This window comes from Pseudobythopirellula maris (assembly GCF_007859945.1).
Taxonomy (GTDB): domain Bacteria; phylum Planctomycetota; class Planctomycetia; order Pirellulales; family Lacipirellulaceae; genus Pseudobythopirellula; species Pseudobythopirellula maris.
The window spans coordinates 114,721-138,974 of sequence record NZ_SJPQ01000001.1; the positions used below are offsets into that span (position 1 = coordinate 114,721).

Sequence of the window (24,254 nt, forward strand, 5' to 3'; positions counted from 1 at the left end):
CTCTCCGTGCTAGCGGCCTTGCCGCCACGGGGTCTTATCAGGCGGAACCCCTTCTCAGCGGTATCTCTCTCGGGAGCCCCCCAATATGGAAACGCTCGACTGGATCGTCATCGGCGGCTACTTCGGCCTGCTGGCCCTCGTTGCGGCCTGGGTCATCAGGAAGAAGAACGACACCTCCGAAGACTACTTCCTTGCCGGGCACAGCCTGGGGTGGTTCATCGTTGGAGCCTCGATTTTTGCGTCGAACATCGGTTCGGAGCACTTGGTCGGGCTGGCCGGCAGCGGCGCCACCGACGGCGTGGCCTTGGCCCATTACGAGCTGCACGCCTGGTGCCTGCTGGTATTGGGATGGTTGCTGGTGCCGTTCTACGTGCGCAGCGGCGTGTTCACGATGCCGCAGTTCCTGGAGCGTCGCTTTTCGCCCGCAGCCCGCTACACGCTGAGCATCATCTCGCTCGTCGCTTATGTCGTGACCAAGGTGGCGGTGGGCATCTACGCCGGCGGCGTGGTCTTCTCGGTCTTGCTGCCGGAGTTGGCGATTGGCCAGCTCGACAGTTTCTGGGTCGGCTCCTTGCTGGTGCTCGTCTTCACGGGTCTCTACACCGTCCTCGGCGGCTTCCGCGCGGTAGCTTACACCGAGGCGATCCAAACGGTTGTGCTGGTGGCCGGTTCGGCGATGGTGACCTACTTCGGCCTTCAGGCGATCGGCGGTTGGGGCGAGCTGCGCGAGGTGCTTGGCAGCGAGATGTTCAACCTCTGGAAGCCGATCGTGCCGGAAGGGCTCGCCGTGGAATGGGCCCCGGTCGAGGAGGTGAACGAGGCCGGCGAAGTGACCCGCCAAGCGTGGTACTTCAACGGCGCCTATCCGTGGCCCGGCATGCTGCTCTGTGCCCCGATCATCGGTCTGTGGTACTGGTGTACGGACCAGTACATCGTGCAGCGTGCGCTCGGCGCTGAGAACGAGACCGCCGCCCGCCGCGGCACGATCTTCGCGGCCTTCCTCAAGCTTCTGCCGGTGTTCATCTTCATCGTTCCCGGCATGATCTGCCTGGGACTCGCCAAGAGCGGCACGTTCGAGGGGCTCGACTCGATGGTCGACGCCAACGGCGAGGTTGTCAGCAGCGAGGCCCAGGCGGCCTTCCCGTTGATGGTCAAAGAGGTGCTGCCGGTGGGCATACGCGGCATCGTGGTCGCCGGCCTGTTGTCTGCCTTGATGAGCTCGCTGGCCGGTGTGTTCAACGCCAGTTCGACGCTGTTCACGATCGACCTCTACCAGAAGTTCTACCCCGAGGCGTCTGAGAAGCGGCTCGTGCGGGTCGGCCGCTACGCCACCGCGGTGATGGTGGTGATCGGCATGCTGTGGATCCCGATCATCAAAGGCTCTGATGGGCTCTACTACTACCTCCAGAGTGTGCAGGGCTATCTAGCCCCGCCGATCTTTGTGGCGTTCTTTGTCGGCATCTTTTGGAAGCGCGCCAACGCTGCCGGTTGCCTGGCGGCGCTAATCGTCGGCTTCGCGATCGGTGTCCTCCGCTTGGCTGTCGACACGCGGCTGACGCTCGACCCTGATTTCGCTTACGCCGACGGCTCGTTCTTGTGGATCGTCAACAAGATCTACTTCCAGTACTTCAGCCTGATCATCACCGTGATCAGCGCCGCGACGATGGTGCTCGTGAGCTTGGCGACCAAGGCCCCCGACTACGAACGGATCTCGGGCATGACCTACGGCGTGGTCACGGCCGAAGACAAGGCCAAGTCGCGAGCCAGCTGGAGCGGCCTCGACATCGCCACCTCGGCGGTAGTCATGGCCCTGATCGTGGCGGCTTACGTGTACTTCAGCGGCTGATCGTGCGACGGAGCACAAAAGCAGGCGGGCTCGCCCCTGATGGGGCGAGCCTTCGGTCAACGCCTCGATTGCACTGACATAATCGTGGCGTGTCTTTCGCCGACTCATGCTGACACGAAGGCTTCCCACCGTGCGATACGCACTAGGCGCGATCTTTAGCGGGGCCGGTTGACTCCCTAACCACAAGGTCGGCGTCGATCTTCGATGTGCTGAAGTCGCTGACGGCTTCGCCCGTTTCGATGCGTGAGAGCACGAGACTCGCCGTCTCGACGCCGATCTCGTAAGGCCGTTGACGCACTGTCGTGAGCGGTGGGCTCATCTGCGCGGCGAAGTCGAGGTCTGCGAAGCCGATGACCGAAATGTCCTCGGGGATCTTCAGCCCCAGCTTGTGGGCCGCTTCGTAGACGAAAGCCGCCTCATGGTCGGTCACGGCGAACACGGCGGAAGGCTTGAGGCTGTCGGTGAGCAGCTCGTACGCCACCTCGGCGCCGTTGCTGCCGGTCTCGTTGAGCCGCCAGCTCTTCATCTCGACGTCGCCGCAGGCCGTGACCGCCTCTTCGAAGCTGGTGCGTCGTTCTAGCGCCCAGCTCTGCGCCAACGTCTCGCGGCTCGAGATGCATGCCACCCGGCGGTGGCCCAAATCGAGGATATGCTTGGCGATCGCTTTCGCCGCTTTGGCCTCGTTAGTCACCACGGTGTCGGCTACGGGATTCTCGGTGCGGTGGTCGATCACCACCACGGGGACGCGGCGTTCACGGAGCTCCGGAAAGTGGTCGTGATACGCCAGACTGAAGGGGGGCCACATAATGATGCCGTCCACTCGACGGTCGAGCAGCCGCGTGATCGTGCGGAACCCCTCCTGATTGTCCGCCTCGAAGTGCGGCATGTGCTTCAAGTCGCCCGACCAAACGGTGATCGGCAGGTAGTCGGCCGAGCTGAGCCGGGTGTGGATGCCGGATAAAATACTGACCCAGAACGAGTCGTACGGCGGGATCAACACGCCAACGGTCTGTGTGCGTCCTGTCTGGATCCCGTTGACCAGCAGGTTGCGGCGCCAACCGAGCTCGCGCGCCGCCTCGAGAACGCGGTCGCAGGTGTCCTGAGCAAAGCGGTCTTGGTCGCCGCGCAAGATGCGCGACGCGGCGCCCACCGAGACCTTCGCCTTCTCGGCGACGTCCTTCAAACGAGGTACGGAAGAAGACGCCATGCGTTTGCCGGGGTGGGATGTCTTGCGGTGAGGTGCGCGGTTCGCGGTATCTGCGGGAGTTGGAGTCGCAATATGCTAACTCCGTCGGCAGGAAACAACTGTATCTTGACTCTCCCCTACATAGTCACCAAGGTAAACTACTTGCACTCAGCAGGCGATGCTTTTCGCTTTTCCGTTGCGTGATTTTTTCAACGTTTGAGGATCAGCATCCTAAAAGTCGCGCGGCGAGGCCGCGGGGGCAGTTGGGCGTCACGCACCCCCCTCTTCAATCGCTCTGCCGCTTTGTGTTGTGCAGGAAGCGGGACCTTAGAGCGGTTTGCTCATTGGTGTAGACGCTCGGCTCGCGATCGGCGTCATGGCTTCGTCAGCCTGCATCGACAATGCACCGCATTGCCTGCTTCGGCTTCCTCGCCACGCCACCAATCGCTTCCCCGCTCGTCCACACCAATTCGAAAACCGCTCTAATTCTCCCCGGCCCACCTGCCGACAAGGAGAAAACTCTTCCCTCTGAAAGTGAGTTTGGCGTCAAACAGAGTGCGCTTCGAAGCTGTAGATCAGCAACCGGCCATGCTCTACAAACGGGGGGACTCGCTCATGGCGATGCGACGGCAACGTTCGTCTTGTTTCCACTGGAAGTCACGGCGACAATCCACCCGCGACGTATGCTTTCGATAGGGCGGGATCGGACGCGATGGGCCCCATGCCGGTTTTCGTACCGAGAGGCGGGAGGAGCGAAGGGTGAATCACATCGCACTCTTAGCGAATCTCATCGTTGGCGCAGGCGCCACCGCCAGCGATTCTTGGTGGGGCGCCACGCTCTGGTCGACGGCTGCCATCGCAGCATTTTTCGTGGGCATGGGGATCGGGGACCGCAGTCGGCTGCAATTTTGCCGCACTCTGCAGCGTGCGAATCGTCTGCTTGGGGATCAGAACGCCGATCTCTGCGAAGAGAATCTTCGTCTTCTCAAGCGTATTGAAGGCTTCAAGAGAGCCGGTAGCGACATCGACCCCGAGTAATCCATTGAGCTTCTAGAGCGGTTTGCTCATAGGTGTAGACGCTCGGCTCGCGATCGGCGTCATGGCTTCGTCAGCCTGCATCGACAATGCACCGCATTGCCTGCTTCGGCTTCCTCGCCACGCCGCCAATCACTTCCCCCCTCGTCCACACCAATTCGAAAACCGCTCTAGCCACGTTCCGATCGCCGCAACGGCGTTTGCCGGCTCCAGTCGAAGCGAACGCAGAGTGTGTGTGCGATTCAAAGTGGCTACCCGCGCACATCGAAGACAGTCGCGTCAGGCGACGAGGTGCATGTCCTTGTCGGCGTCTGCAGGGCTTTCTTGCTTCGCTGATCGCTTCTCGGCTTGAGCGGCGATCTCCTCGAAGTATTCACGGTCGTGCTTACTGAGTCCGCACGGCTCCAAGACTTCCGCGGGGATCGGGTGATCGAAGTACCAACGCCAGGTTTCGCCGTCGATCGCTGGGTTTTGCAGGTCGAGCTTCAAAGCGATTGCCGGGTTGCCCAGAACGCAAGGATATTCCTGCAGGCCGCCAACCCGAGAGAATCCTAGCCGGCGCTCGTAGAGGGCGGCGTGGCGGGGGTGGCACGCGATCCAGATCTCGTCGACCCCTTCCTGCAGACCGAACTGCGCCATCACGCGGCTCATTTCGGAGAAGAGTTGAAAGAACCGCTTAGGCGACGAGCGCCGGTCCGCCAGGCACGTGACCTCGGCCAGCTTCACCCCAGCGGCCCTTCGCTCATCGATCTCGCGTGCGTAAACCGACTCGAGGGGAAGCCCGAGTTCGCCGTCGCAAACGAGTGTCTGTGTGTTGACGACCTGCCCGTCGAGTGTCGCCACGAACACCTGGGAGGTGTCGAGCAACTGGTGCGGGGTGATGCGCAGGTCGAACTCGTTCTCTAGGCAGAGACCCGCGCGACTGTAGGAGTGCTGGACGAGACGAAACGCACCCTCGAGATGCTCCCGAGAGTGGGCCAGCTGAAGTTTCACTTCACTGGCGGACGTAAAGTCGATGTACCGCTGGTGGTTCACCTGGGTCATTACGGACTCGTGTTGAATTTGGGCGATCGCGCGGGGACTCCAGCCGCGGCCCGACAAATGCGGAGCCGAGGCGATCACCACGGGGGGATCACTCCGTGAATAAGGAAAAGGCGGGAAGATGAGGGGTAGCGTGAGGAGGGGGTGATCGCCGGTAGCGGCGTCACATCTAAAAAGTAGCTCACGATCCCCAGGGAGGCCCCGCCGCAACACCAGGGTGCGGGGACACGACACGGCGAAACGCCGGTCGTGTCGGTCGGTGGGGTTGTGCGACTATTGCCGCCCGCACAATCGTCGACACTCGTCCCGCAGCAGCCCCGAGACAAACCTCAGCCGAAGCTGTGAGAGAGCCCGCTCGGTTTGAGCAATCACGAAGCGCGCCTCGGCTTCGGCCATCTCCGCATGAGCGGCCGTGGCTTCCGAGGCGAGAGTGACCCCCTGCTCCTGGCGTCGGAGCGCCTGGTCGTGCCGCACCCCCGTGTAGTCGAGCGACTCGCGTGCGGCGTTTTCCTCGGCGAGCGCCTCGCTGCGCAGGTTCCACGCCTGGTGCACCTCGATAGCGATCTGCTCCAGCAGATAGCGATACTGGGCCCGCAACGCAGCCGCACGGGCGGTCGAAGCCAGGGCGCTCTGGTGCTTCTTACCGCCGTCGAGTGCCTGCCAATCGAGGTAAAGCCCCGCCAGGGCGACCCCCTCGGGCGATTGGTAGCGGTTCTCTTCGTAATCGAAGCCGACCTCGACACGGAGTTCGGGATACCTGGCGGCGAGCCACGCCGACGACTCGTGCAGGCTGGCGTCGACCCGTTGATGCAATTCGTTCACGTCGGGCCGCGTCTGCTTGGCGGTCTTGGTCAGATAGTCTAAGCAGTGCGGCATCAGCGGGATCGCGAGCTCGGAAAGCTCGACGTGACAGTCGAGCCTGCGGCCGAGCACGAGGTTGTAGTTGGCGGCCGCCTGATTGTGAGCGCTCTGGGCCTTGAGCAAATCGCGTTCGGCGTGGGCCACAGAAACCCTCGCGGCCTGAGCTTGCTGTTGCGTGGCTTGCTGCTGCTGTGCTTGCTGCGTGGTCTCGTGGGCGCGTACCCTCGCCACTTCAAGCAGCCGATCGGCAGCGCGGAGCGTTTGGGTCGTCTGGAGCACCGCGACATAAGCCTCAGCGACCGCCATCAATAGTTGCGATTCGGTCCATTCGGAAGACTCCACGCTCGCGAACGATCGCAGTTCCGCCGCGCGTACGGTGCTGTTGATACGCCCCGCGTTCCACAGCGGCTTGGAGGCGTGGGCCGAAAAACCCGCCGCGTTCTGCTGGGCGAAGGGCTGTCGGAACGTACCGAACCCTGGAAAAGTCGAGACGAAGCTTGGAGTGTCCGAGCGAGCGGTGTAGCCCTGGCGGGTGCTGAGCGTGGTAGCTCGTTCGGCCGCCGCCGCCAACGCCTCGTGACGAGCCGCTTCAGCAGAATAGTGCGAAGCCTCGAGGCTCTGGTTTTTGGCGATCGCCTCGCTCCAAGCGCTGACAAGCGACTCCGCGCCAAGGCATTCCAGCCCAACGCCCCAACATAGAGCGATGGCCAACAGGGCGGATAGCGGTGCTAGCGGGCGGGCGGGCATCGTTGGGCGGCAGGGACCTCGATAAGCTCTTGAGTGGCGGCGTTTGCTACCTACTTCATCGGCCACACTCCGCAGCGCCCCCGCTTTAGGTCGTGCGGATGACAAGAAACTCTTCCGAAGTGTCACGGTCCTTCTACCGCCAGCCGCCTCTTCTACCCCGTCGCGAGTGCTACGGGTGCATTTGCAGCGACGGTCACCTAAGTGCCGCTCGACTAGGCGGCGTCACGCCGCCAGGCTTTTTCTTCGCGGGCTGCTAGCAACCCGATGTCGCCTGTCGATGCCATTGAAGCGAGGCTCGGCATGGGGATCGTGGCCGGAATAACTTCCTCTTCCGTGTCCGCCTCAGCCCTAATTCTCAGTTTCCGATCGGAGCGAATTCGCCAGGCACGCATAGCCTCGGAGAGCGACCATGCTATCGGCCACAACCCCCAAGCTACCATCCATGGGATCGCCATCACGCCGTAAACCGTGGCTAGCAGCATGCCGATCGACCACCGCGTGGATAGGCTCCAGCAGATGCGCCTGCCCGATTCTTGTAGTGCGGCCTCCAGTTGGCTATTCGCCACCCCTTCCAATCGGCCTAAAAACCACCAAGGCGCCAGCGGGTTTTCCGCGTGCTCGAGCACGGCTCGCAAGTGAATCGCGTGTCCTTGTTTAGTGAGCGCCACCAAATGCCAGGGCCACACGCTGTGGGTGGTGCTGAGCGCCACCAGGCGGTTCACTCTCCCCCGCAAGGCCAGGTAGGCCACAAGGAAGTAGCAGTTTCCCCATTGCAGGCGAGGCAAATGCATGGCGGTAAATGCAGCGAAACGAGACGACGGGACTGTTGATTAGCAGTGTTGGGAACCGCATCTCTCATCGTCCGCGCAGCAGTTCGGTCGCCATGAGGATCGTGTGATGTTGCGCAATATCGCAATCCGTAAAGCATTACTAGCACTCGCTTTACCGCTTTCGGGGGGGCGGTAGTTGCAAGCAGTTCAGGCTGCCGCATAGCCGTAGTAGGCGAAGCTTTGACTCGATGTCCTAGACTCCCTTAGTCGAAGTAAGGATTAGGCAAACCGTAAAAGGTTGGCCCAATGTGCCGGCCACCCGGAGCACGCTTTTGCCAAATTGGGCGCCTCGCGGCCCCAGAACCTGACAAAGAGATATGGACGAAGTCGCGGTCAAAATGTTGTTCGCCGATCGCGGCAAGTTGTTCACCGCTTTGGTCGGTGTGGTCTTCGCTGTCGTGTTGGTAAACGTTCAAGGCGGCCTGTTCATCGGCCTCATCCGCAAAGCAAGTCTGCTGGTGGATCAGGGATCGGCGGATATCTGGGTCGGCCACCGGCGGATGAACAACGTCGACTTCCCGCACGATATCCCACGGCAGTGGATCCACCGCGTGCGTTCGATCGAAGGGGTGGAGCGCGCCGAGCCCTACGTCGTGGGGCATTCCGTGATGACGCTTCCCAGCGGAGGATTCGAGCAGGTGCTGGTGGTCGGAAGCGACAGCGCGTCGCTGTTGGGGGGCGTCAGCCAACTGGCTGTTGGCGACCCCCAGAGCATCCGGGAGCCCGACGCGATCTTCCTCGACACGGGAGATCTGGACAAAGTCGAGAATCCACAGATCGGTGAGGTTCGCGAGATCGGGCGTCGCCGTGCGCGCATCGCCGGGTACACCGAGGGCATCCTGGGCTTTCTCGTTACCCCCTACGTGTTTACCACGCTCGACCGAGCCTCCGACTACCTCCGCAAGCCGACCGATCGCGTTTCCTATTTTCTCGTTGAGCTAAGCCCCGGCGCCGACACGGACCAGGTTCAAGGTCTTATCAGGCAGCGGCTCCCCGACGCCGAAACCATGACATGCAATGAGTACGCCTGGGTATCGATCGATTACTGGCTGCGGCGCACCGGCATCGGACTGAGCTTTGGCGCTGCTACCGGCTTGGGGCTGATCGTGGGGCTGATCGTTGTCGGGCAGACGCTCTACGCCTCGGTGCTCGACCGCATGAATGAGTTCGCCACGCTCAAGGCGATCGGCGCAAACGAATCGCAGATCCGTGCGGTGGTCTTGTGTCAGGCGTTGCTGCTCGCGCTGGTCGGCTCTGCGATAGGCCTCGTGGTTACGGGCGTTCTGCAAACGCTCCTCGACAACCCGCGGGCGCCGATCTCGATCCCCTGGTTGGTGAGCGTAGGGAGCTGCGTCATGGTGACGGCCATCTGCCTCGTCGCATCGCTTGCGCCTTACCTCCGGTTGCGCAGGATCGATCCAGCGCTCGTTTTGCATTAACCACCTTGGCACAAACGATCCGCGATGACGCCTCTCACCCAGCACGACGCGAGCCTAAGCGACGCCAACGGCGTTGCGCCCGCCCTCGACTTGCGCGGCTTGTCGAAGTCTTACAGCCGTGGCGGCGCCGTCACCCAGGTGTTGCACGAGGTGTCGCTCGAGATCCAACGCGGCGAGTGCGTTTTCTTGCTGGGACCGTCGGGCAGCGGCAAGAGCACCCTGCTGTCAATCATCGGCTGCTTGCTGAGCCCCGACGCCGGCGAGGTGCGGGTGCTTGGTCAGGACGTCACTCGACTCGACCTCGAGCAACGAGCGATCCTGCGCCGCCGAATGATCGGGTTCGTCTTCCAAAGGTTTCACCTTATCCGCGGCCTTTCGGCCGTTGAGAACGTGGCGGTGCCGTTACGGCTCGATGGCGTCGACGCCTCGCGGGCAATCGAGCGGTCGCTCGAGTTGCTCGACCGCGTTGGGTTAGCCGACAAGGCGCGACAGCCCCCCAGCCGGCTTAGCGTGGGCCAGTGCCAGCGGGTGGCGATCGCCCGCGCCCTGGTGGCCGATCCCCATATCGTGCTCGCAGATGAGCCGACCGCGTCGCTCGACGCCGAGTCGGGTCAGCAGGCTATGGCGTTATTGCGGGAATTAACGGTTGAGACCGGCAGGACCCTGATCGTAGTTACCCACGACCAGCGGATCGTACCGAAGGGCCCCACCAACGATCGTACGTTTGAGGTAGACAGCGGACGCCTCCGTTTAAAAACGCCCCAAGGAGCAGCAGGCGCCCAATCGCTCTAGGGATAGCAGCACACGAAATGACGCGTTTCATATTCCTCACAACAGTCCTTGCCGCCATCGGTTCGACGGCTTGGTTTATCGACTTCCAGTCGGCGGCTGTAGAGCCCGCCCCGGCGTCGCACGCCCCTTCCGAGGAGATCTGCGCACCCGGAATAGTCGAAGGCGCCACCGAATCGATTGCTCTGAGGCCCGAGTTGAGTGGCGTGGTCGTCGAGCGGCTAGTGGCCGTCGGCGATTGGGTTCAATCGGGACAAACGCTTGTGAGGTTCGACGACCGCTCGGCGCGACTCGAACTGGCGGAAGCGCAAGCTCAGCTCGCACTCTCTCAGGCGAGGTTGGAGCGCATACTCAATGGCGCAAGAAACCACGAGCGCGACGAGGCTCGCGCGCTAGAAGGGGCGGCCGAGTCTAGGCTCTCGCAAGCGATCACAGCTCTCGGCCGTATCGAGCAGCTCGAACGCAAGAACGCTCTGCCCGCCCAAGAAGCCGACGACGCTCGCTCGAAGGTCGAGACGCTACGCGCCGAATTGGCCGCCTCACGAGCACGGCTCGCGCTGCTCGAGGCGCCGGCCCGTGAAGACGAAGTGCGACTGGCTCGCGCCCAAGTCTCCGCGGCCGAGGCCTCGGTGGGTCTCGCGCAGGTGATGCTCGAGAAGCGGCTGATCCGCGCCCCCTGCGACGCGCGTGTGCTCGACATCGACGCCGAGCTGGGCGAACTGATCGGCCCCGCCGACCAGAATCCGGTCGTCGTGCTAGCCGACACCCGCCAACTGCGGGTGCGGGCGTTCATCGAGGAGCTCGACGCGCCGCACACCCCAATCGGCGCCGCCACAACGATCACCGCCGATGGCTTGCCGGGCGAAACATTCCACGGCGTGATCACCTCGATCAGCCCGCGTATGGCGGCGAAGGAGTTCTTCACCAATCGCCCCAACGAGATGTACGACGCCAAGACACGCGAGGCGATCGTCGAAGTGCAAGAAGGCTCCGGTCTGATTGTCGGCCTGCGGGTCGATCTGCGGATCGACAGCACTCAGGCGACAATGCTCTCAGCCGAGGGAAGGAGCCTGCGATGACGGTCGCTTGCGAGCCGATCGGCTCGACCGTGCTGCGCGACATCGTCGCCGCGGCCACGCGTGCTCCCTCGGCAGAAAACACGCAGCCATGGCGGTTGCAGTGGATCGGCGACAGACTCCGAGTGCTGCACGACCGTTCGCGCGCGATGTCCTCTGACATCGACTCGATGCTCGACCTTACCGGCATTGGAACGCTCATCGAGTCGCTCGTGATCGCGGCCTCAAGTCACGGCTTGCAGGCAGAAGTCGAGGCACTTGAGGGCTTGGCAAGCTATGGCCAGTTGCGGCCCGTGACTGACTTGCTGTTCGAAGCGTGCAGCGACACGCCCGACCCTTTAACCGACACCCTCGAGTCACGTTGCACTACGCGTCGTATGGACGCGAACCGACCGCTCACCCCCGAGCAGCAGCAAGCGTTGCTGGATGCGGCAGAAGCGTTCCCGCAGGTTCGCATCGATTGGGTCGAGGACGAAGACCTCCGCGCGGTCGCCCGCCTCGTTGGGGTGGGAAATCGTGTGCGGTTCGAGCACCAGCCGTTCCACGCCGAAATCTATGAGAATCTCCGTTTCACTGCCGAGGAGGCGCTCTGCACTAGCGACGGTCTCGACGTGGCGACATTACAGTTGCCACTAGGCGCCGCCGGGCTGATGCGGGTGCTCCGTTCCTGGCCGCTTGCCCGAATAGCCAACAGCCTCGGGTTCTCACGGGGCGTGGCCCGACAGGCGTCGCAAGAGGTGCTCACGAGCAGCGGCGTCGCGCTGCTGAGCGTCGACGCCGCCAACCCCGAGTGTTTCGTCGAGGGTGGACGCGCATTGCAACGCGTTTGGCTCGAGGCGACTCGTCTCGGGCTGGCGTTCCACCCGATGGCCAGCCTGCCGGTGTTTGTAGCTCACGCCAAGCGATCCTGTCACAGCACGCTGCCGCCCAGGCAACGCGGGCTCATCACAAGAATGCTTGACGAGCTTCATGAACAGTTTCCCTCGCTAGGCGACAGAACTTTGCAAATGTCTTTCCGGGTCGGTCACGGAGTGCCTCCAGCACGAAGGACCCTGCGATACAGCACCGAACAGGTATTACAGACCGCCCCCACGAACGAAGGTGTTTTCGGATGAGCTCCAGCATATTGCTCGAAGTTCCGGAGGTCGCCGTTGAGGCGAAGCGTTCGGACTGGACCTACGAGGAGGCATTCAAACGCAACCGTGGGCTGGTCTCCGAGGCGGAGCAGGAGAAGCTCCGCAACAGCCGGGTTGTGATCGCCGGCATGGGCGGCGTGGGCGGGTCGCACCTGATCACGCTTGCTCGCCTTGGCGTCGGCAAGTTCACGATCGCCGATCCCGATACCTTCGAGGTCGCCAACTTCAACCGGCAGCACGGCGCCACGGTCTCGAACCTAGGACGCAACAAGGCGGAGGCGATGGCCGCGGCGGCGCTCGACATCAATCCGGATCTCGACATACGCGTGATGCCGACCTACGTCGACGAGTCGAACGTGGGCGCGTTCCTCGACGGCGCCGATCTGTTCGTCGATGGCTTCGATTTCTTCGCGATCGAGGCTCGCCGGATGACGTTCAACTTAGCCGCACAGCGGGGTGTGTGGGCGGTCACGGCCGGGCCGATCGGGTTTAGCACCGCTTGGCTTGCATTTGACCCAAGCGGCATGGGGTTCGACGACTACTTCGACATCGATGACGAGTCGAGTCGGATTGATTCGTTGGTGGCGTTTGCAGTGGGTCTTACCCCCAAAGCGACGCATCTTCCTTATATGGACCTCTCTTGCGCCAGCGTTGATGAGCGGACCGGGCCTTCGGCTGCGTTGGCCTGCCAACTCGCGAGCGGGGTAGTTGGCTCGCTGGCGGTGAACCTGCTTCTGCAACGCGACACGCGGATCGCGGCTCCGTGGTACTCGCAGTTCGACGCCTACCGCGCCCAGCTAAAGCGGGGCAAACTGAGAAACGGTAACCGAGGGATTGTTCAGCAAATCAAACGCCGGGTCTTGAAGAATAGGTTTGAGGGGAGGGTCGCCGAGTGAACCCGCCTATCACTCCGAACTCGAAGCCGGGCAGCTTCTGAGACGCCCAACGGCTCTTCGAATCTAGCCGGCAATTCCGACCTATATATGGTTCTCATCGGAATATGTGTGACCGACAAAAAAAGCCTCCCGAGAAGAATCCCGGGAGGCTTTTTGTCGATTTTACCTACGAGTGGGACGGGGAATATTCCGTCTCCGTCGTGGAATTCAAGCATCAGCCGCGAGACACAGCACGCCGGTTCGCGGCGACAAGGCCTAGAAGCGAAGCCCAAACGAAGACCGAGACCGGCTCGGGCGTCGGGGCGTTAATCGCGATAGTCGCGCGATTCGCGAAGTCCCAAGAAGCAGAATCCGAGTTGGTGTTGGCAAAAACACTGCCGTCTCGCAGTGCGATTTGCCCGAAGGTGTCGAACGCCGAGTCGGCGTCGGTCTGCACATCGGCGCCAACGGGCTGGAACGTCGAAGGGTCGGGCAGGCCCGGGCCGGTCTGAAGGATCGATAGCGAGGCCGTCTCCTGCGCTGAACCGCCAACGGTGAGACCGAAGTTAGTGATCTGGAAGAAGTCGGAAGCAGTGGCTTTACCAGCGGTCAACTCCATATCCCAGTCGGCGCCAGTGAAGTAGGCCAAGTCGGTCGCCAGGTTCTCGGGGTCGGGCGCGGTCGGCGATGATACGACGATGGCCATCGTTAGCGGATCGATCGGATTGCCACCAACACCCTCGGCCAGCAGTGCCGGGTCGAGGAGATCGGCGAAGGTGTAGCCGGGGACTGTCGAGGGGCCGTGCTCAATGACCGGCGTTCCTCCAGGACCAACAAAGCCCAGGAAAGCAGTGACCTCGATCGCGAACAGGGTGGTGATTTCACCACCAACAATGTCCTGGTTGCCGCCACCATCAAGGGCGACTTCATCGAAGTTGAGGTAACCATAGACCACATCGCCGACGCTCAGGCCGTCACCGGTTACGTCGTAGACGTTCGACCGGCTCTGGTCGATGATGAGGTCTTCGATGCTGTTGAACGAAAGGTTCTGGCTAAGGACGCTGGCTTCGGCTTGGCTAGCAAGCAAACCGAGCAGAGCGAACGAGAACAAAAGAGTACGCATCGGATATCTCCAAGTATTGAGTTGAGAACGCATGCAAGTGAGTGAACGCAAACGGAGGCGATGGCTTGGAAGCCAGCGTCTCTTGAGCGATCACCCTCGCGGCGGTCTCAGCAACTCAGTTCCCGGAGCTTCAGGAAGAAGTAGCGATCGCTCGAAGGCGACTCGCTGGAGGAGGGGGTCGCGAGCCGATAGCTCGACGGCTGGCGCCATCACAGCGGCGCCGATGCCTCCCGTGGAGCCGGTGGATGCGCCACCGGTGGTCGAACCACTCGAAGAATTGTTCGCGCTGGGGGCGAGTGCGTAGTTCGCCGGCGCGTTCTCTTTTGGTTGGCCTGGTGGTGAGCCAGGTGTCGGCCACGCGTTTCTAGCCGTGATAGGCGGTGGGCTGGTTGTGGCGCCCATGCCCTTCTTAGCGGTCATGCCCGAGGATACGCCGGCCGATTGGTCATTCTCCTCGGAGAGCTGCTTGATCAGCTGGTCGACCTGGGTGGGAGTGCTGCCGATCTGGAGCGAATTCAGGTCAGTCGAGAGCGGATCGACATTAATGCCGATCGAGGGCATCCCGCCGACGATGCTGGCTCGAGACTCTGAGGCCCAGGTGGCGCCGACGCTTGTGATCAAGGCCATGGCGCAACAACGCACCAAGCTGCTCCAGCATGCTGCTGAGAAGCGGGCGTGGTTTGCGGTGGTTTTGCCTTGCGGAATCAACTTTTAGGCACGCTTGGAGCGGGCTAGCGGTGATTGTGTAGCAGGCGTCGGAACGCAGGTTGCGCTTGTCCGAACGGGACGCATTATGCCGGTGGTAGGGAGTTCTAGCAAGCGAAAAAAGTGGAGATCCGTAGCGAATCTAGAAAAGCTGCTTCCCGTGGCGGCATGGGAGGGTTGGGGTGAATTCGGGGCGCTGTGGGTACTCGCCTTCCCGTAGAGATGATCTAACTAGAGGGGTCGCCTGATCAGGGGTCAAGCGTTGGAGGTTGCTGCTCCCTTCTGGGCGAGGAAGGCTGGTCATAAGGATGTTGCCGACTGGCCTATTCAAGGTAATTTGAGAAGCTCAGCCCTGATTCCTTGCGGGTCTCCCAAAGCGGAAGTAGTATGGCCACCTAACGAGTGAGAGTGGTTTAAAAGACAAAATCAACCCCACCTGCCGGGTGGCTGCCTGGCCGCCCTAAACGCCCTACTCGCTTAGGCTTGAGTAGGCTCGCCCGTCTGCAAACGCTTACGCGAAGATACTATCCATGCCGCGTTCGCGGCTGCACGCAACATCGATTGACTAAGCGATAGCTTGACTCCTATGCAAGCCACCGGTGGCACAGATCTGCTCTGTGATCAGACTACGCAACCTTTCGCAGCGAGCGAAGTAGGTAAGTACGTCTATCCCGCCGATCTGTTTGCCCCTTCTAGGCTTATCACCGCTACCGACAATGAATCGCCGATTGAGGGGGATTCGTCAGATACAGCTATAGCTCTGACAGAAGCCGCTTCGGACGACAGTTGGTGGTTGGTTTACACGAAGAGTCGCCAAGAGAAGAGATTATCCGAACAGCTCACCCGTATGAGGCTGCCGCATTATCTGCCGGTGCAGAAACGCGAGGCGATCACACGCGGACGCGTAAGGTTGGTGGAAGAGCCGGTGTTCACGGGCTATTTGTTCCTCTATGCCGATGGCGAGGGGCGTCGCGAAGCGCTCACTACCAATCGTATTAGCACCACGAATCGCGTTGAGAATGGCGAGCGGCTCGGAGCCGAGCTTGCTCAGATCGCCCGATCGCTTGCCGACGGCGCCAGGTTATCGATTGAATCGAAGATCGAGCCAGGGGACTGGGCCCGGGTGAAGACAGGAGTTTACGAGGGCCTTGAGGGACAAGTTTTGTCGCGTCAAGGAAAAACCAAGCTGTTGCTGTCGGTCACATTCTTGAAGCAAGGCGCTTCAATGGAGATTCACGACAGCTTGTTGGAGACGATTGACCCGCCTGAAATGGCAGGCTTACCCCGGTAGTCCCGGGGGGCGCCCGAAGAGACGGCAAGAATTGCAGTCGAGGCTTCAAGCGGGGGGGAGGCGGCGTGGAACGGATTCGCGTTGTCTGGGAAGTGACAAATCGGCACGCGCTCCGTGCGCCTCGGCCGCCTCGTGCGGAACGTTTGCGAATCGCCTCGCAATCGAAGAGAACGGAGTGTGCCGTGCTCGAAATGACGATTCTTCGCCGAAACTTAGGACGCATCAGGCGTGAGCAGCAACAAGCCCAAGAAGCCGGACCAAGCACCGCCTGTGGCGACCGCCGATGACCCTAAAATGGGGGTAATCGGATGGGTGTCGATTGTGGCTGCGGTATTGGCGATCGGTTGGGCCTACTTTCCCGCTCTCTCGGAAATGTTGGCGGCCTGGGGTCGCGACCCCGACTATTCGCACGGGTACCTCGTCGCGCCAATCGCGGCGTTCTTTCTTTGGGCCCGTCGCGACAAGCTCGACGCAAGTCTCCTGGCCCCTAACTGGTGGGGCCTTGCGGTGCTCTTGATCGCCCTCTTGATGAGGGCGATGTCGGGCTGGTACTTCCTGGGCCCGGTTGATGCGTGGACGCTTCTCGTCACGCTCTCAGGCGCCGTTCTGCTGCTATTCGGATGGCATTGCCTCAAGTGGTGCCTGCCGAGCCTGGCTTTCTTGTTCTTCATGTTTCCGCTTCCTTACTCGATGGAGACATGGCTCAGCGTTCCGCTGCAGCAGTTGGCGACGCGTCTGAGCACCGAGACCCTTCAGCTCCTAGGGCAGCCGGCGATCGCCGAAGGCAACGTGATATGGATCGAAGACTACCCATTGTTTGTTGCTGAGGCGTGCTCAGGATTACGCATCTTGGTTGGCGTGTTCGCACTCGCCTTTGCCTACGTGCTGTTCTCGCGTTGGTCGTGGTGGCAGAAAATCATTGTTTTGGCCGCTGCTGTACCGGTCGCCTTGGCGGCGAACTGTGTGCGGATCGTTGTCACTGGTTTGCTCTATCGCGCTTTTTCGAGCGATGTCGCCCATCAGTTCGGCCACGACACGGCTGGGGTTCTGATGATCCCGTTAGCTGCCGGCATGTTCTGGTTGCTGTTGGTTTACCTCGAGAAGTTGTTCCCTCTTGTGGTCGAGGTTTCGATGCTCGACACGGTTGGCGGTTCAAAGAGATCAGGCTGATCTGGGCGAGCATCCAGGCTCACCCCACAACTCACCTATTGCTCTCCCATCATGAACGAAGACCAGAAATCTAAGCAGAGCCAGTTGACGCATCGCACGGCCGGATCGGAAGGCGCCCGGGGCGGCTCGGCGCACGCGCGTCACGCGCTCAAACCTTCGCGGGCCGAAGCGGCGCAGCCGCAGATCGGTCCGATGTTTTTCTGGTGGGTCTTCACCATGTCGTGGAGAACCGTGGTGCCGATCGGGCTGCTGCTGGCGATCCCGGTAGCCGCAGTGATCTATCTGACCTACACGCCGATGTACGAGGCGACCGGACTGATCAGGATCGAGGACTCCCCCCAGTACGTTGCTTTTCGGTCGGGTTCTGTCGATGCCGGGGGACGCAAGTTCATCCAGACGCAGATCGAGCTGATGCGGAACCCGGTGGTGTTGCGGGAAACGCTTGCCGACGAGGACGTCGGCTCCGCCGAGCATCTCAAGGAGGAGAGCAACCGAGTCAAGGCGATTCAGAAACGCTTGAAAGTCAAGCAGGTGGGCGGATCGGAGCTGTACGAAGTGGCTTACACCTCCCCCTCGGCCAAGGAGTCGGCCGACGTCGTGCGGGCGGTTCTTCAGCAGTACTTCGCACGCCAGTCCGACGAGGAGTACCAGCGAGCGCAGCGGGTGATCGACTTGCTTGAGCGGGAACGCGCCCGCCGTCAGTTCGAGGTCGAACGGCTCCGGAAGCATGTGATCGATCTTGCGAAAGACCTGACGGGGATGGACCCGTTTGGTCATCGCACGATGACGAATGCCGACCGGGCCTTCAGCCCGTTGTCCGGCTACCATCGCCAACTCGCTGAGATCGAAGTGAAGAAGGAGGTTCTGCGTGCGGAGCTCGAGTCGATCCAAGAGGCGGAGGTGGTGAACACGGACTTCCGTGAACGCAGCGGCGCCATCGACTTGGAAGTCGACATGAATGGTGAAGTCCAACAGCGTGAGAGGCAGATATCTCAGCTCCGCTCGGGCTTGAGAGAGTTGCGCAAAACGGTCAAGCACCCCCAGAGCAATCGGGACTACATGGCCTTGAGCGAAAGGGTCCGGCAGGAAGAGCAGTCGCTGAGCGAGTTTAAGGACAAGCTCCGGCAGTCGCTCCTGCTGAGCGCCCGCATGAGTCGTCAGAAGAGCGGCAAGACTTTAGCCGACACGAAGCGTGAAGAACTCGAGATGCTCTCGGCTTTAGAGGCGTCGGTCCGCGAAAAGTACGAAGCCGAGCTTGCCAAGGTGCAAGAGGGCGGCGGCAAGAACGTGGAGCTCGAGTTCGCCAAGTCGGAGCTGGCGCGTGAGGCAAAAGTGTTTGAGATGATCGCCAGCCGCAAGCTGGCGTTGCAGACCGAGTCGAAGGCGCCTGCGCGGGTGGAGGTGATGGACGAAGTGATGTCGTCCAACGTCCCCGAAGAGGCGATCCCTTGGAAGCAACTCTTTGTCGCATGCGCCATGTCGATGGTTGTCCCTTACGGCGTTGTTGTCTTGCGAGAGATGGCTTTGCGTCGGGTCACCGACTCCGACCAGATCTATCAAGACACCAACCTGCGTATCCTTGGAGAGATCAGTTCCTTCCCGAAGAGGAAGGTCGCCGCGAACCCGCAGATGTTGCCGCGGCGGTTGCGTAGAGAGATGTACGTCTTCGCCGAGTCGATCAACGCGTTGCGGACCAGTCTCGTGTTCGCCGCGGAGCCTGATCAGCCGTTGGTGATCGCACTCACCAGCGCTGTTTCCGGCGAGGGTAAGACCAGTATCTCGGTGGCGCTAGCCATGAGCTTCGCCAACGCGAGCGGCAAGCCCACGTTGCTGATCGACGGCGACACCCGCAAGCCGGGGGTACCGGATCTAATCGACCTGCGGCACGGCCAAGGCCTGACCGAAGTGCTGGCGGGGCAGTGCACGCTCGACGAGGCGTTGCAGCCCGCGCGCGGGGTCGCCAACCTTCAGGTGCTGCCGGCCGGCAAAAGCCGCAGCGACCATCAGCTGTTGCTGCAGCCACAGCGTCTCTCCCAATTGATCGAGTCAGCGCGGGACCGCTTCGACACGATCCTGATCGACACCCCTCCAGTGCTCGGGGCGAGTGAAGCCCTGTCGCTTTGCCGCTCGGCTGACATGACCACACTTTGTGCGTTGCGGGGGGTGAGCCGCTCGAGGCAAGTCAAAATGGCGGCGGAGAAACTCGACTCGGCGGGCGCCAACTTGGCTGGCGCCGCCTTGAGCGGCGTGGCTCCCATGGGGTATGGCAGCGTCTATGCCTACGGCTATGGATTTCCGGAACAAGAAGAACGTCCCGAGGGATTAGTGGGCGTCCCAGGCGGCGTGTGAGAGTGGCCGGCGGATCGCACCTGACCGGTTTGGCTTAAGAAAAAAGAGACACCAGGCAATTGACTAAGAACAACCACAGCAAGACGCCAGCGAGCAATTCGTCGGCAGATGATCGACCGGCAAGTCGTTCCCAGCCCGCGCAGGTGCGTGCGGTCAATGCGCCATTGCTGATCGCCACAATCGGCGTGGTGTTGGTCATGGCGGTTGCGATCTACTTCTTGCGAGGCGTGCAACAAGAGAAGCTTGCGGTCTACTTGACCGGCATGGCCGAGCGGGCCGCCGAGGAGGGCGATTGGAGAGACGCTTCGCTCTACCAGCGGCGTTACTTGCAATTCCGGCCGAGCGATTTCGATGCTCGCGTGGCTTTAATCGAGTACGAGAAGCACCGCGAAGATTCAGGGCGGAATCCTCAGAGCCTCATCCGGTTGCTCTACGAGACGGTCGGTTTGGCCGGCGAGGGCGATTCGGGAACTAAAACCGACCTTCAGGCTTTGCTAGCCGAGCGACTCGTTTCGACGAGGGACTACAAGGGAGCCGCGGCCGCGGCGCAGGAGGTTCTCGAAAGCGGTTCGAAAGAGCACCACGCTTCCGCCCTCAAGTCGCTCGCCCTGGCCGAGTGCGCAATGGCCCCCGTTCGTGGGGCCGTTTCCGAAGCGGACCGAACGGATTACTTCCGCGTTCTGCTGCCCAAACTCACCGAAGCGGTCGACGCGAATCCGCAAGACACATCGCTTGCGCTGGTGACCGCTCAAGTGTTGCGCGAGTATCCGCTTGCTGCGTCGCCAGAGGGACCGTCGCCCTCGGCGAAGGCGGACGCCATTATGGATCGGTTGGTGGCGAGCACTGCGGAGCAAGACAGCGCGGCGGAGGCCCTGCTTGCCCGCTCCGAGTATCGAAAACTTTACATGCTCCAAGGCGCCTCGCAAGACATGCGGGCGGCTCTCGACAAAGCCCCTGACAACTATATTGCTGTCATCAAAGCCGGGGATGAGGCGATTTTACGGGCGACCGAGTTAGCACAGGACGCCGATGATCAGGCGTCTGATCAGGCTTATGCCGAGGCTGAGAAGCACTTCCGCCGCGCGATCGAGATCAATCCCTCGGCGGAGCAAGGCTGGCGATTGCTGGCAAAACTTTTTTGGATCAAGGGCGACTCGGACGCGGCGATCGACGTGCTCGATCAAGCCACGCAAGAGTCGCTGGACGATCCCTTGCCAATGCGTTTGATGCTCGCCGACTTGCTGCTGGCGGCGGAGCGAGTTGAACGGGCTAAGGAGGTCGTTGATTCGCTTGACGAGTTGCTGTTGCAGTCGATGGCCCGCCGCATGCCTGGTCAGTCCCGTGACCGGATAAACAGTTTTGTCAATTTGTTGCGGGCGCGGATACTCGCCGCCCAGGGCGACGAGTTGGGGGCGCTCGATTTGTACGGCAGGGTCGCACGTTCTCCCGCAGAGCGTGCCGAGGATAATTCACTCTCGGCGTTCGCTCGCCAGGCCTCTTTCGATATCGCTCGGTTGCACGCGGGAATGGGCAACTGGGATCAAACCGCTGCGGAGCTGGCCGAGTTGTCTGATCGGCTCGATTTGGAGATTGAGACCGAAGAGGCTGAACCAACGGACGAGCCAGACTTGTCGCTGACGGACTGGAAAGGGGAAGCAGAACTCGCCGAAGAGCACCGCAAAGCACGACTCGGAGCGGTCGACGCTTTCCTTCGCTGCGGTCAGCCCGCCATGGCGCTCGATCATTTCGAGCGGCTCCACCCGCGGCCATTCACGGCAGAAGAGATCGAACTGCGATTGCGAGTCGAACTCGACCGGCAAGCCGAGGTGGCTCCCGATCAACGCCGGTGGGAAGAGTTCGAATTCTGGCTCGAGCGTGGGAAGAACATCGGCGAGCCTCGTTTGAGTTTGCTTCTCACCGAATTGCACTATCAGGTAGTTCGGGGGGCTGATGGGGAACTCGATAAGGAGAAGATCGAAGAGTTGCTCATCGAAGGGACGGAACGCTGGGCCGACAAGGCTGAGTTCTGGCGTGCAGCCGCCAATGCTTACTTCCAGGTCTCTCGTCTCGGCGAGGCGACAGACGCCATGCGTCGCTACCGCCGTCTCGAGACCGACGCTGTTCGCTCGGCGAAAACCACCGTTGGATTTCTCGTCAACACGGGCCGCGAACAAGACGCCCTCGGATGGCTTACCAAGCAGCTGGCAAAGGCCCCTGAGAGCGACTTGCCCCAGATCCGCATCTTGCAAGTGCGAGCTTTGGTGCAAGCCAACAAGACCGATGAAGCGCTCGCCAAGGCCCACGAGCTTATCGAAGCGCACCCCGATAGCGATGAGGCGCTTACATTGGCGATGGAAGTCGCCATCAATTTTAAGCAATGGGAGTTGGCCGAACGGTGCGAAAAGCTGCTCGTCGAAGCCGGCCTTTTAGCGCCCAGCGACATCGATTTTTACCGCGCGGTTCGCTTGGTTCAGAACTACAGCGAACTCACCCCTGCTGAACGCACGGAGTTAGGGCGGCTCGTCGCGGACTTGAAAGAAGCGAGGCCCACTTGGCGCCGTACTTCGGCGCTCGCGGCTTCGTATGCGGAAGCATTGGGCGATGACAAGACCGCTATCGGTTATCTGGAGAAAGCGGTCGCCCGCGGCGACCGCAGCCCCGAGACCCTCGAGCGGCTCTCACACCATCTGTTCCGCACCGGGCAGTACGAGCGTGCGGATGAAGTGATCCAGCAGCTTTTCATGGGAGAGCAGGATACGACGTTCGGAGCCGAAGCGTTGTACATCTCGATGGCGGTCCGCCAGAAACGCATGGACGAGGCGTTGAAGATTGCTCGCGAGGCAGTGGAGCGTCACCCCGAGGACGTGGCGCGTCGACTCTGGTTGTACAAAGTTCTGCTGTTGGGCGGCGAGACGGAAGAGGCGCAGCAGTTCCTCAGCCGCACACGACAGGAGTTCCCTGACAACCCCGCTATCTGGGACGCTCAGTTCACGTTCTTCGCTGCGAACAAACGCGTGGACGAGGCCCGTCGCATGCTGGGGGATCTTCCCTCGGTGCTCGAGGCTAACCCGTTCACGCGTCACCTGACTTTGGCTCGGGGCTACGAGAAAATCGGCGATCTCGACCCCGCACGCGATAGTTACCAGGCTGCACTGCTTGAAAGGCCCGCCGACACGGGGGTCCGGTACCAGTACGCCAGCCTCTTGCTAAGCACGGACCCCGACGCGGCCCGCACGCAGCTTGAAAAGCTCGTTGAACTCGATCCCGGGCACAGCGAGGCGCGCCGCAAGCTGGCCGGTGTGCTTGCTTCGAAGGGGGAGAGCACCGACTGGCAGCGTATCGACGAGCTTCTCGGCAAGCGAGGCCACGGCGCCGAGGCGCTCGATCAGCGGCTTCGCGCGGTGTTGCTAACACGACGTGGCCGGACCACCGCCGAGCGCGCCGCGAATTGCGAACTCGCCCGCCGCATCCTGACCGACGTCGTTGAGAACGCACAGACAACGCCCAAGGATATTGACCGGCTGTTGCTGGCGGGCGCTTACGAGCAAGAGGGGTTGTACAAGCGTGACCCACTCCACCTCGAATCGGCTCGTCAAAAACTGCAAGTCCTACTCGATAATCCCGAGAACGCGGACAACAGCTACCAGGATATCTACATCACGTTCCTGATCCGATCAATCTCCGCCCTGGATAAGATGGAAGATTCGGAACGTATCCGTGCAGGCTTTATCGAAAAGGCCTACGACGAGATTCGCACGCGGCGAAGCCTGTTCCAGGACGCCACGGGGCGCGATGCTGAGCATCAGCGTTACACGTTGCTTTCGTACGAAGCACGCCTGTTAGTCGCCGATCAGCAGCAGGTTCGGGCGCTCGAGTTGTTGGCGGAATATGGTGAGTCGATTGAGTCGCACGCCGACGACGAACAACTGCAGGCGGGTCTGATGCTCGGGCTGGCGAACCTGTACACCCAGATCGGCGCCAATCAGTTGGCGGAGGAGTGGTACAGAGAGCTCACGTCGATTGTCCCGAAGGCTCGGGTGCTCTTGTCGCAGTCGATGTTGCGTCAGGGCAAGGTGACAGACGCGATCAATCTGTTCCTCGAAAACGAGGGTGGTCAAACCGACTCGGGCCCGACCACGCCCGACAACGCGATATTATTGGCGGGCTTGTTGGCTAGCAACCAGGCGGAAGGCGATGCGTTTGATCGTGCTTGGCCGATGATCACCGAGGTGATGGACCAAAACGAGGAGAACGTCCAGCTCATCCTTTCCGTAGCCGTTCTGCAGGTGACACGGGGCAATCAGGACGAGGCGATCCGTTTGTTCCGCAAGGCGATCGCGATCGCTCCCGACAACGTGCTGGCGCTCAACAATTTGGCCACCTTGCTCGGTGAACGCGAACGCGACAGGGCCGAAGCCTTGAGCATGATCGAGCAAGCGATCAAGGTCGAAGGCCGAAAGCCCGCCCTTCTCGACACCCAAGGCACGATCCAACTGCAAATGGGCGACGCCGATTCGGCGATCGCCTCGCTCGAAGAATCGGTCGCCACGCTGCAGGCCGATCCGCGGTATTACTTCCACTTGGCGGCTGCCTACCTCAAGGGGGGCAGGGAGACGGAAGCGGCCGCCTCTTTGCAGGAGGCCCGTAAACGAGGCATCGACAACGCCGTGCTCACCGCCGCGGATCAGGAGCTGATGCTCGAGCTGAAGCGACGACTCGATAACCCTAAGACGGCGTTTAAAAATGCGAGTTGAT

General features: G+C 61.5%; 18 protein-coding genes. 12 read left to right on the plus strand and 6 right to left on the minus strand.

The genetic code is table 11. From position 1 onward, the window contains the following. The first annotated feature begins 85 nt into the window (after positions 1–85). Positions 86–1,846 carry a sodium:solute symporter gene (locus Mal64_RS00455; RefSeq protein WP_146395598.1) on the plus strand — a complete coding sequence of 587 codons (1,761 nt, stop codon included), beginning with the start codon at positions 86–88 and terminating at the stop codon, positions 1,844–1,846. A 142-nt stretch (positions 1,847–1,988) separates the two neighbouring features. Here the strand turns inward: Mal64_RS00455 and Mal64_RS00460 are convergent, their stop codons facing one another. Continuing rightward, on the minus strand, positions 1,989–3,029 hold the full coding sequence (locus tag Mal64_RS00460; RefSeq protein ID WP_197525287.1) for a LacI family DNA-binding transcriptional regulator: 1,041 nt from the start codon (positions 3,027–3,029) through the stop codon (positions 1,989–1,991). A gap of 762 nt (positions 3,030–3,791) precedes the next feature. Between Mal64_RS00460 and Mal64_RS00465 the strand changes: the two genes are divergently transcribed. Then, on the plus strand, positions 3,792–4,070 hold the full coding sequence (locus Mal64_RS00465; RefSeq protein ID WP_146395602.1) for a hypothetical protein: 279 nt from the start codon (positions 3,792–3,794) through the stop codon (positions 4,068–4,070). Between the two features lie 276 nt (positions 4,071–4,346). Here Mal64_RS00465 and Mal64_RS00470 read toward each other — a convergent pair whose 3' ends face one another. From Mal64_RS00470 to Mal64_RS00480, 3 genes are all read right to left on the minus strand, one after another. Next, a complete protein-coding gene (locus Mal64_RS00470) occupies positions 4,347–5,111 on the minus strand; it encodes an N-acyl amino acid synthase FeeM domain-containing protein (RefSeq protein ID WP_146395604.1) in 765 nt (254 codons plus the stop codon). Between the two features lie 270 nt (positions 5,112–5,381). Next, positions 5,382–6,716, minus strand: a complete 1,335-nt coding sequence (locus tag Mal64_RS00475) for a TolC family protein (RefSeq protein WP_146395606.1) — start codon at positions 6,714–6,716, stop codon at positions 5,382–5,384. A gap of 212 nt (positions 6,717–6,928) precedes the next feature. Further along, positions 6,929–7,507, minus strand: a complete 579-nt coding sequence (locus Mal64_RS00480) for a hypothetical protein (protein WP_146395608.1) — start codon at positions 7,505–7,507, stop codon at positions 6,929–6,931. 356 nt (positions 7,508–7,863) lie between these two features. On the opposite strand from Mal64_RS00480, the gene Mal64_RS00485 reads away from it, so the two are divergent. Genes Mal64_RS00485 through Mal64_RS00505 form a run of 5 tightly spaced genes read left to right on the plus strand, consistent with a single transcriptional unit; the run spans position 7,864 to position 12,882 of the window. After that, positions 7,864–8,985, plus strand: a complete 1,122-nt coding sequence (locus Mal64_RS00485) for an ABC transporter permease (protein ID WP_146395609.1) — start codon at positions 7,864–7,866, stop codon at positions 8,983–8,985. A 24-nt stretch (positions 8,986–9,009) separates the two neighbouring features. Continuing rightward, complete coding sequence (locus tag Mal64_RS00490; protein WP_146395611.1) at positions 9,010–9,777, plus strand: ABC transporter ATP-binding protein; 768 nt, start codon at positions 9,010–9,012, stop codon at positions 9,775–9,777. Positions 9,778–9,794: 17 nt separating this feature from the next. Next, on the plus strand, positions 9,795–10,853 hold the full coding sequence (locus Mal64_RS00495; RefSeq protein WP_146395613.1) for an HlyD family secretion protein: 1,059 nt from the start codon (positions 9,795–9,797) through the stop codon (positions 10,851–10,853). Then, complete coding sequence (locus tag Mal64_RS00500) at positions 10,850–11,965, plus strand: hypothetical protein (protein WP_146395615.1); 1,116 nt, start codon at positions 10,850–10,852, stop codon at positions 11,963–11,965. The genes Mal64_RS00495 and Mal64_RS00500 overlap by 4 nt, the downstream gene beginning before the upstream one ends. After that, complete coding sequence (locus Mal64_RS00505) at positions 11,962–12,882, plus strand: ThiF family adenylyltransferase (RefSeq protein WP_146395617.1); 921 nt, start codon at positions 11,962–11,964, stop codon at positions 12,880–12,882. The genes Mal64_RS00500 and Mal64_RS00505 overlap by 4 nt, the downstream gene beginning before the upstream one ends. Positions 12,883–13,096: 214 nt before the next feature. Here the strand turns inward: Mal64_RS00505 and Mal64_RS00510 are convergent, their stop codons facing one another. Further along, entirely contained in the window at positions 13,097–13,984 is an 888-nt protein-coding gene (locus Mal64_RS00510; RefSeq protein WP_146395619.1) for a hypothetical protein, read from the minus strand. A 418-nt stretch (positions 13,985–14,402) separates the two neighbouring features. Between Mal64_RS00510 and Mal64_RS00515 the strand changes: the two genes are divergently transcribed. The 4 genes from Mal64_RS00515 to Mal64_RS00530 all read left to right on the plus strand — a co-directional run bounded on the left by Mal64_RS00515 (position 14,403) and on the right by Mal64_RS00530 (position 19,499). Continuing rightward, positions 14,403–14,699, plus strand: coding sequence for a hypothetical protein (locus Mal64_RS00515; RefSeq protein WP_197525288.1), 297 nt, complete (start codon positions 14,403–14,405; stop codon positions 14,697–14,699). Positions 14,700–15,275: 576 nt separating this feature from the next. Then, positions 15,276–15,980, plus strand: a complete 705-nt coding sequence (gene nusG / locus Mal64_RS00520) for a transcription termination/antitermination protein NusG (protein ID WP_146395623.1) — start codon at positions 15,276–15,278, stop codon at positions 15,978–15,980. A gap of 228 nt (positions 15,981–16,208) precedes the next feature. Continuing rightward, positions 16,209–17,150: an exosortase/archaeosortase family protein gene (locus Mal64_RS00525; RefSeq protein WP_146395625.1), complete on the plus strand. Its 942-nt coding sequence runs from the start codon at positions 16,209–16,211 to the stop codon at positions 17,148–17,150. A gap of 51 nt (positions 17,151–17,201) precedes the next feature. Beyond that, entirely contained in the window at positions 17,202–19,499 is a 2,298-nt protein-coding gene (locus Mal64_RS00530; protein ID WP_146395627.1) for a polysaccharide biosynthesis tyrosine autokinase, read from the plus strand. Positions 19,500–19,533: 34 nt separating this feature from the next. On the opposite strand, the gene Mal64_RS19535 is transcribed toward Mal64_RS00530, so the two are convergent. After that, positions 19,534–19,698 carry a hypothetical protein gene (locus Mal64_RS19535; protein ID WP_197525289.1) on the minus strand — a complete coding sequence of 55 codons (165 nt, stop codon included), beginning with the start codon at positions 19,696–19,698 and terminating at the stop codon, positions 19,534–19,536. Between the two features lie 226 nt (positions 19,699–19,924). Here Mal64_RS19535 and Mal64_RS00535 point away from each other — a divergent pair, with 226 nt between their 5' ends. Then, the gene (locus Mal64_RS00535) at positions 19,925–24,253 is read left to right on the plus strand and encodes a tetratricopeptide repeat protein (RefSeq protein ID WP_197525290.1); all 4,329 of its coding nucleotides are present in this window, start codon (positions 19,925–19,927) and stop codon (positions 24,251–24,253) included. The last annotated feature ends 1 nt before the right edge of the window (position 24,254 follow it).

What these genes read in the sequence shown, in the direction of transcription:
- Mal64_RS00530 (WP_146395627.1), top strand. Translation starts at nt 17,202, where the DNA reads ATGAACGAAGACCAGAAATCTAAGCAGAGCCAGTTGACGCATCGCACG.
- Mal64_RS00470 (WP_146395604.1), bottom strand. Translation starts at nt 5,111, where the DNA reads ATGACCCAGGTGAACCACCAGCGGTACATCGACTTTACGTCCGCCAGT.
- Mal64_RS00485 (WP_146395609.1), top strand. Translation starts at nt 7,864, where the DNA reads ATGGACGAAGTCGCGGTCAAAATGTTGTTCGCCGATCGCGGCAAGTTG.
- Mal64_RS00505 (WP_146395617.1), top strand. Translation starts at nt 11,962, where the DNA reads ATGAGCTCCAGCATATTGCTCGAAGTTCCGGAGGTCGCCGTTGAGGCG.
- Mal64_RS00515 (WP_197525288.1), top strand. Translation starts at nt 14,403, where the DNA reads ATGCCCGAGGATACGCCGGCCGATTGGTCATTCTCCTCGGAGAGCTGC.
- Mal64_RS00475 (WP_146395606.1), bottom strand. Translation starts at nt 6,716, where the DNA reads ATGCCCGCCCGCCCGCTAGCACCGCTATCCGCCCTGTTGGCCATCGCT.
- Mal64_RS00480 (WP_146395608.1), bottom strand. Translation starts at nt 7,507, where the DNA reads ATGCATTTGCCTCGCCTGCAATGGGGAAACTGCTACTTCCTTGTGGCC.
- Mal64_RS00500 (WP_146395615.1), top strand. Translation starts at nt 10,850, where the DNA reads ATGACGGTCGCTTGCGAGCCGATCGGCTCGACCGTGCTGCGCGACATC.
- Mal64_RS00490 (WP_146395611.1), top strand. Translation starts at nt 9,010, where the DNA reads ATGACGCCTCTCACCCAGCACGACGCGAGCCTAAGCGACGCCAACGGC.
- Mal64_RS19535 (WP_197525289.1), bottom strand. Translation starts at nt 19,698, where the DNA reads ATGACCAACACCACGCCGATTGTGGCGATCAGCAATGGCGCATTGACC.
- Mal64_RS00510 (WP_146395619.1), bottom strand. Translation starts at nt 13,984, where the DNA reads ATGCGTACTCTTTTGTTCTCGTTCGCTCTGCTCGGTTTGCTTGCTAGC.
- Mal64_RS00495 (WP_146395613.1), top strand. Translation starts at nt 9,795, where the DNA reads ATGACGCGTTTCATATTCCTCACAACAGTCCTTGCCGCCATCGGTTCG.
- nusG (WP_146395623.1), top strand. Translation starts at nt 15,276, where the DNA reads ATGCAAGCCACCGGTGGCACAGATCTGCTCTGTGATCAGACTACGCAA.
- Mal64_RS00455 (WP_146395598.1), top strand. Translation starts at nt 86, where the DNA reads ATGGAAACGCTCGACTGGATCGTCATCGGCGGCTACTTCGGCCTGCTG.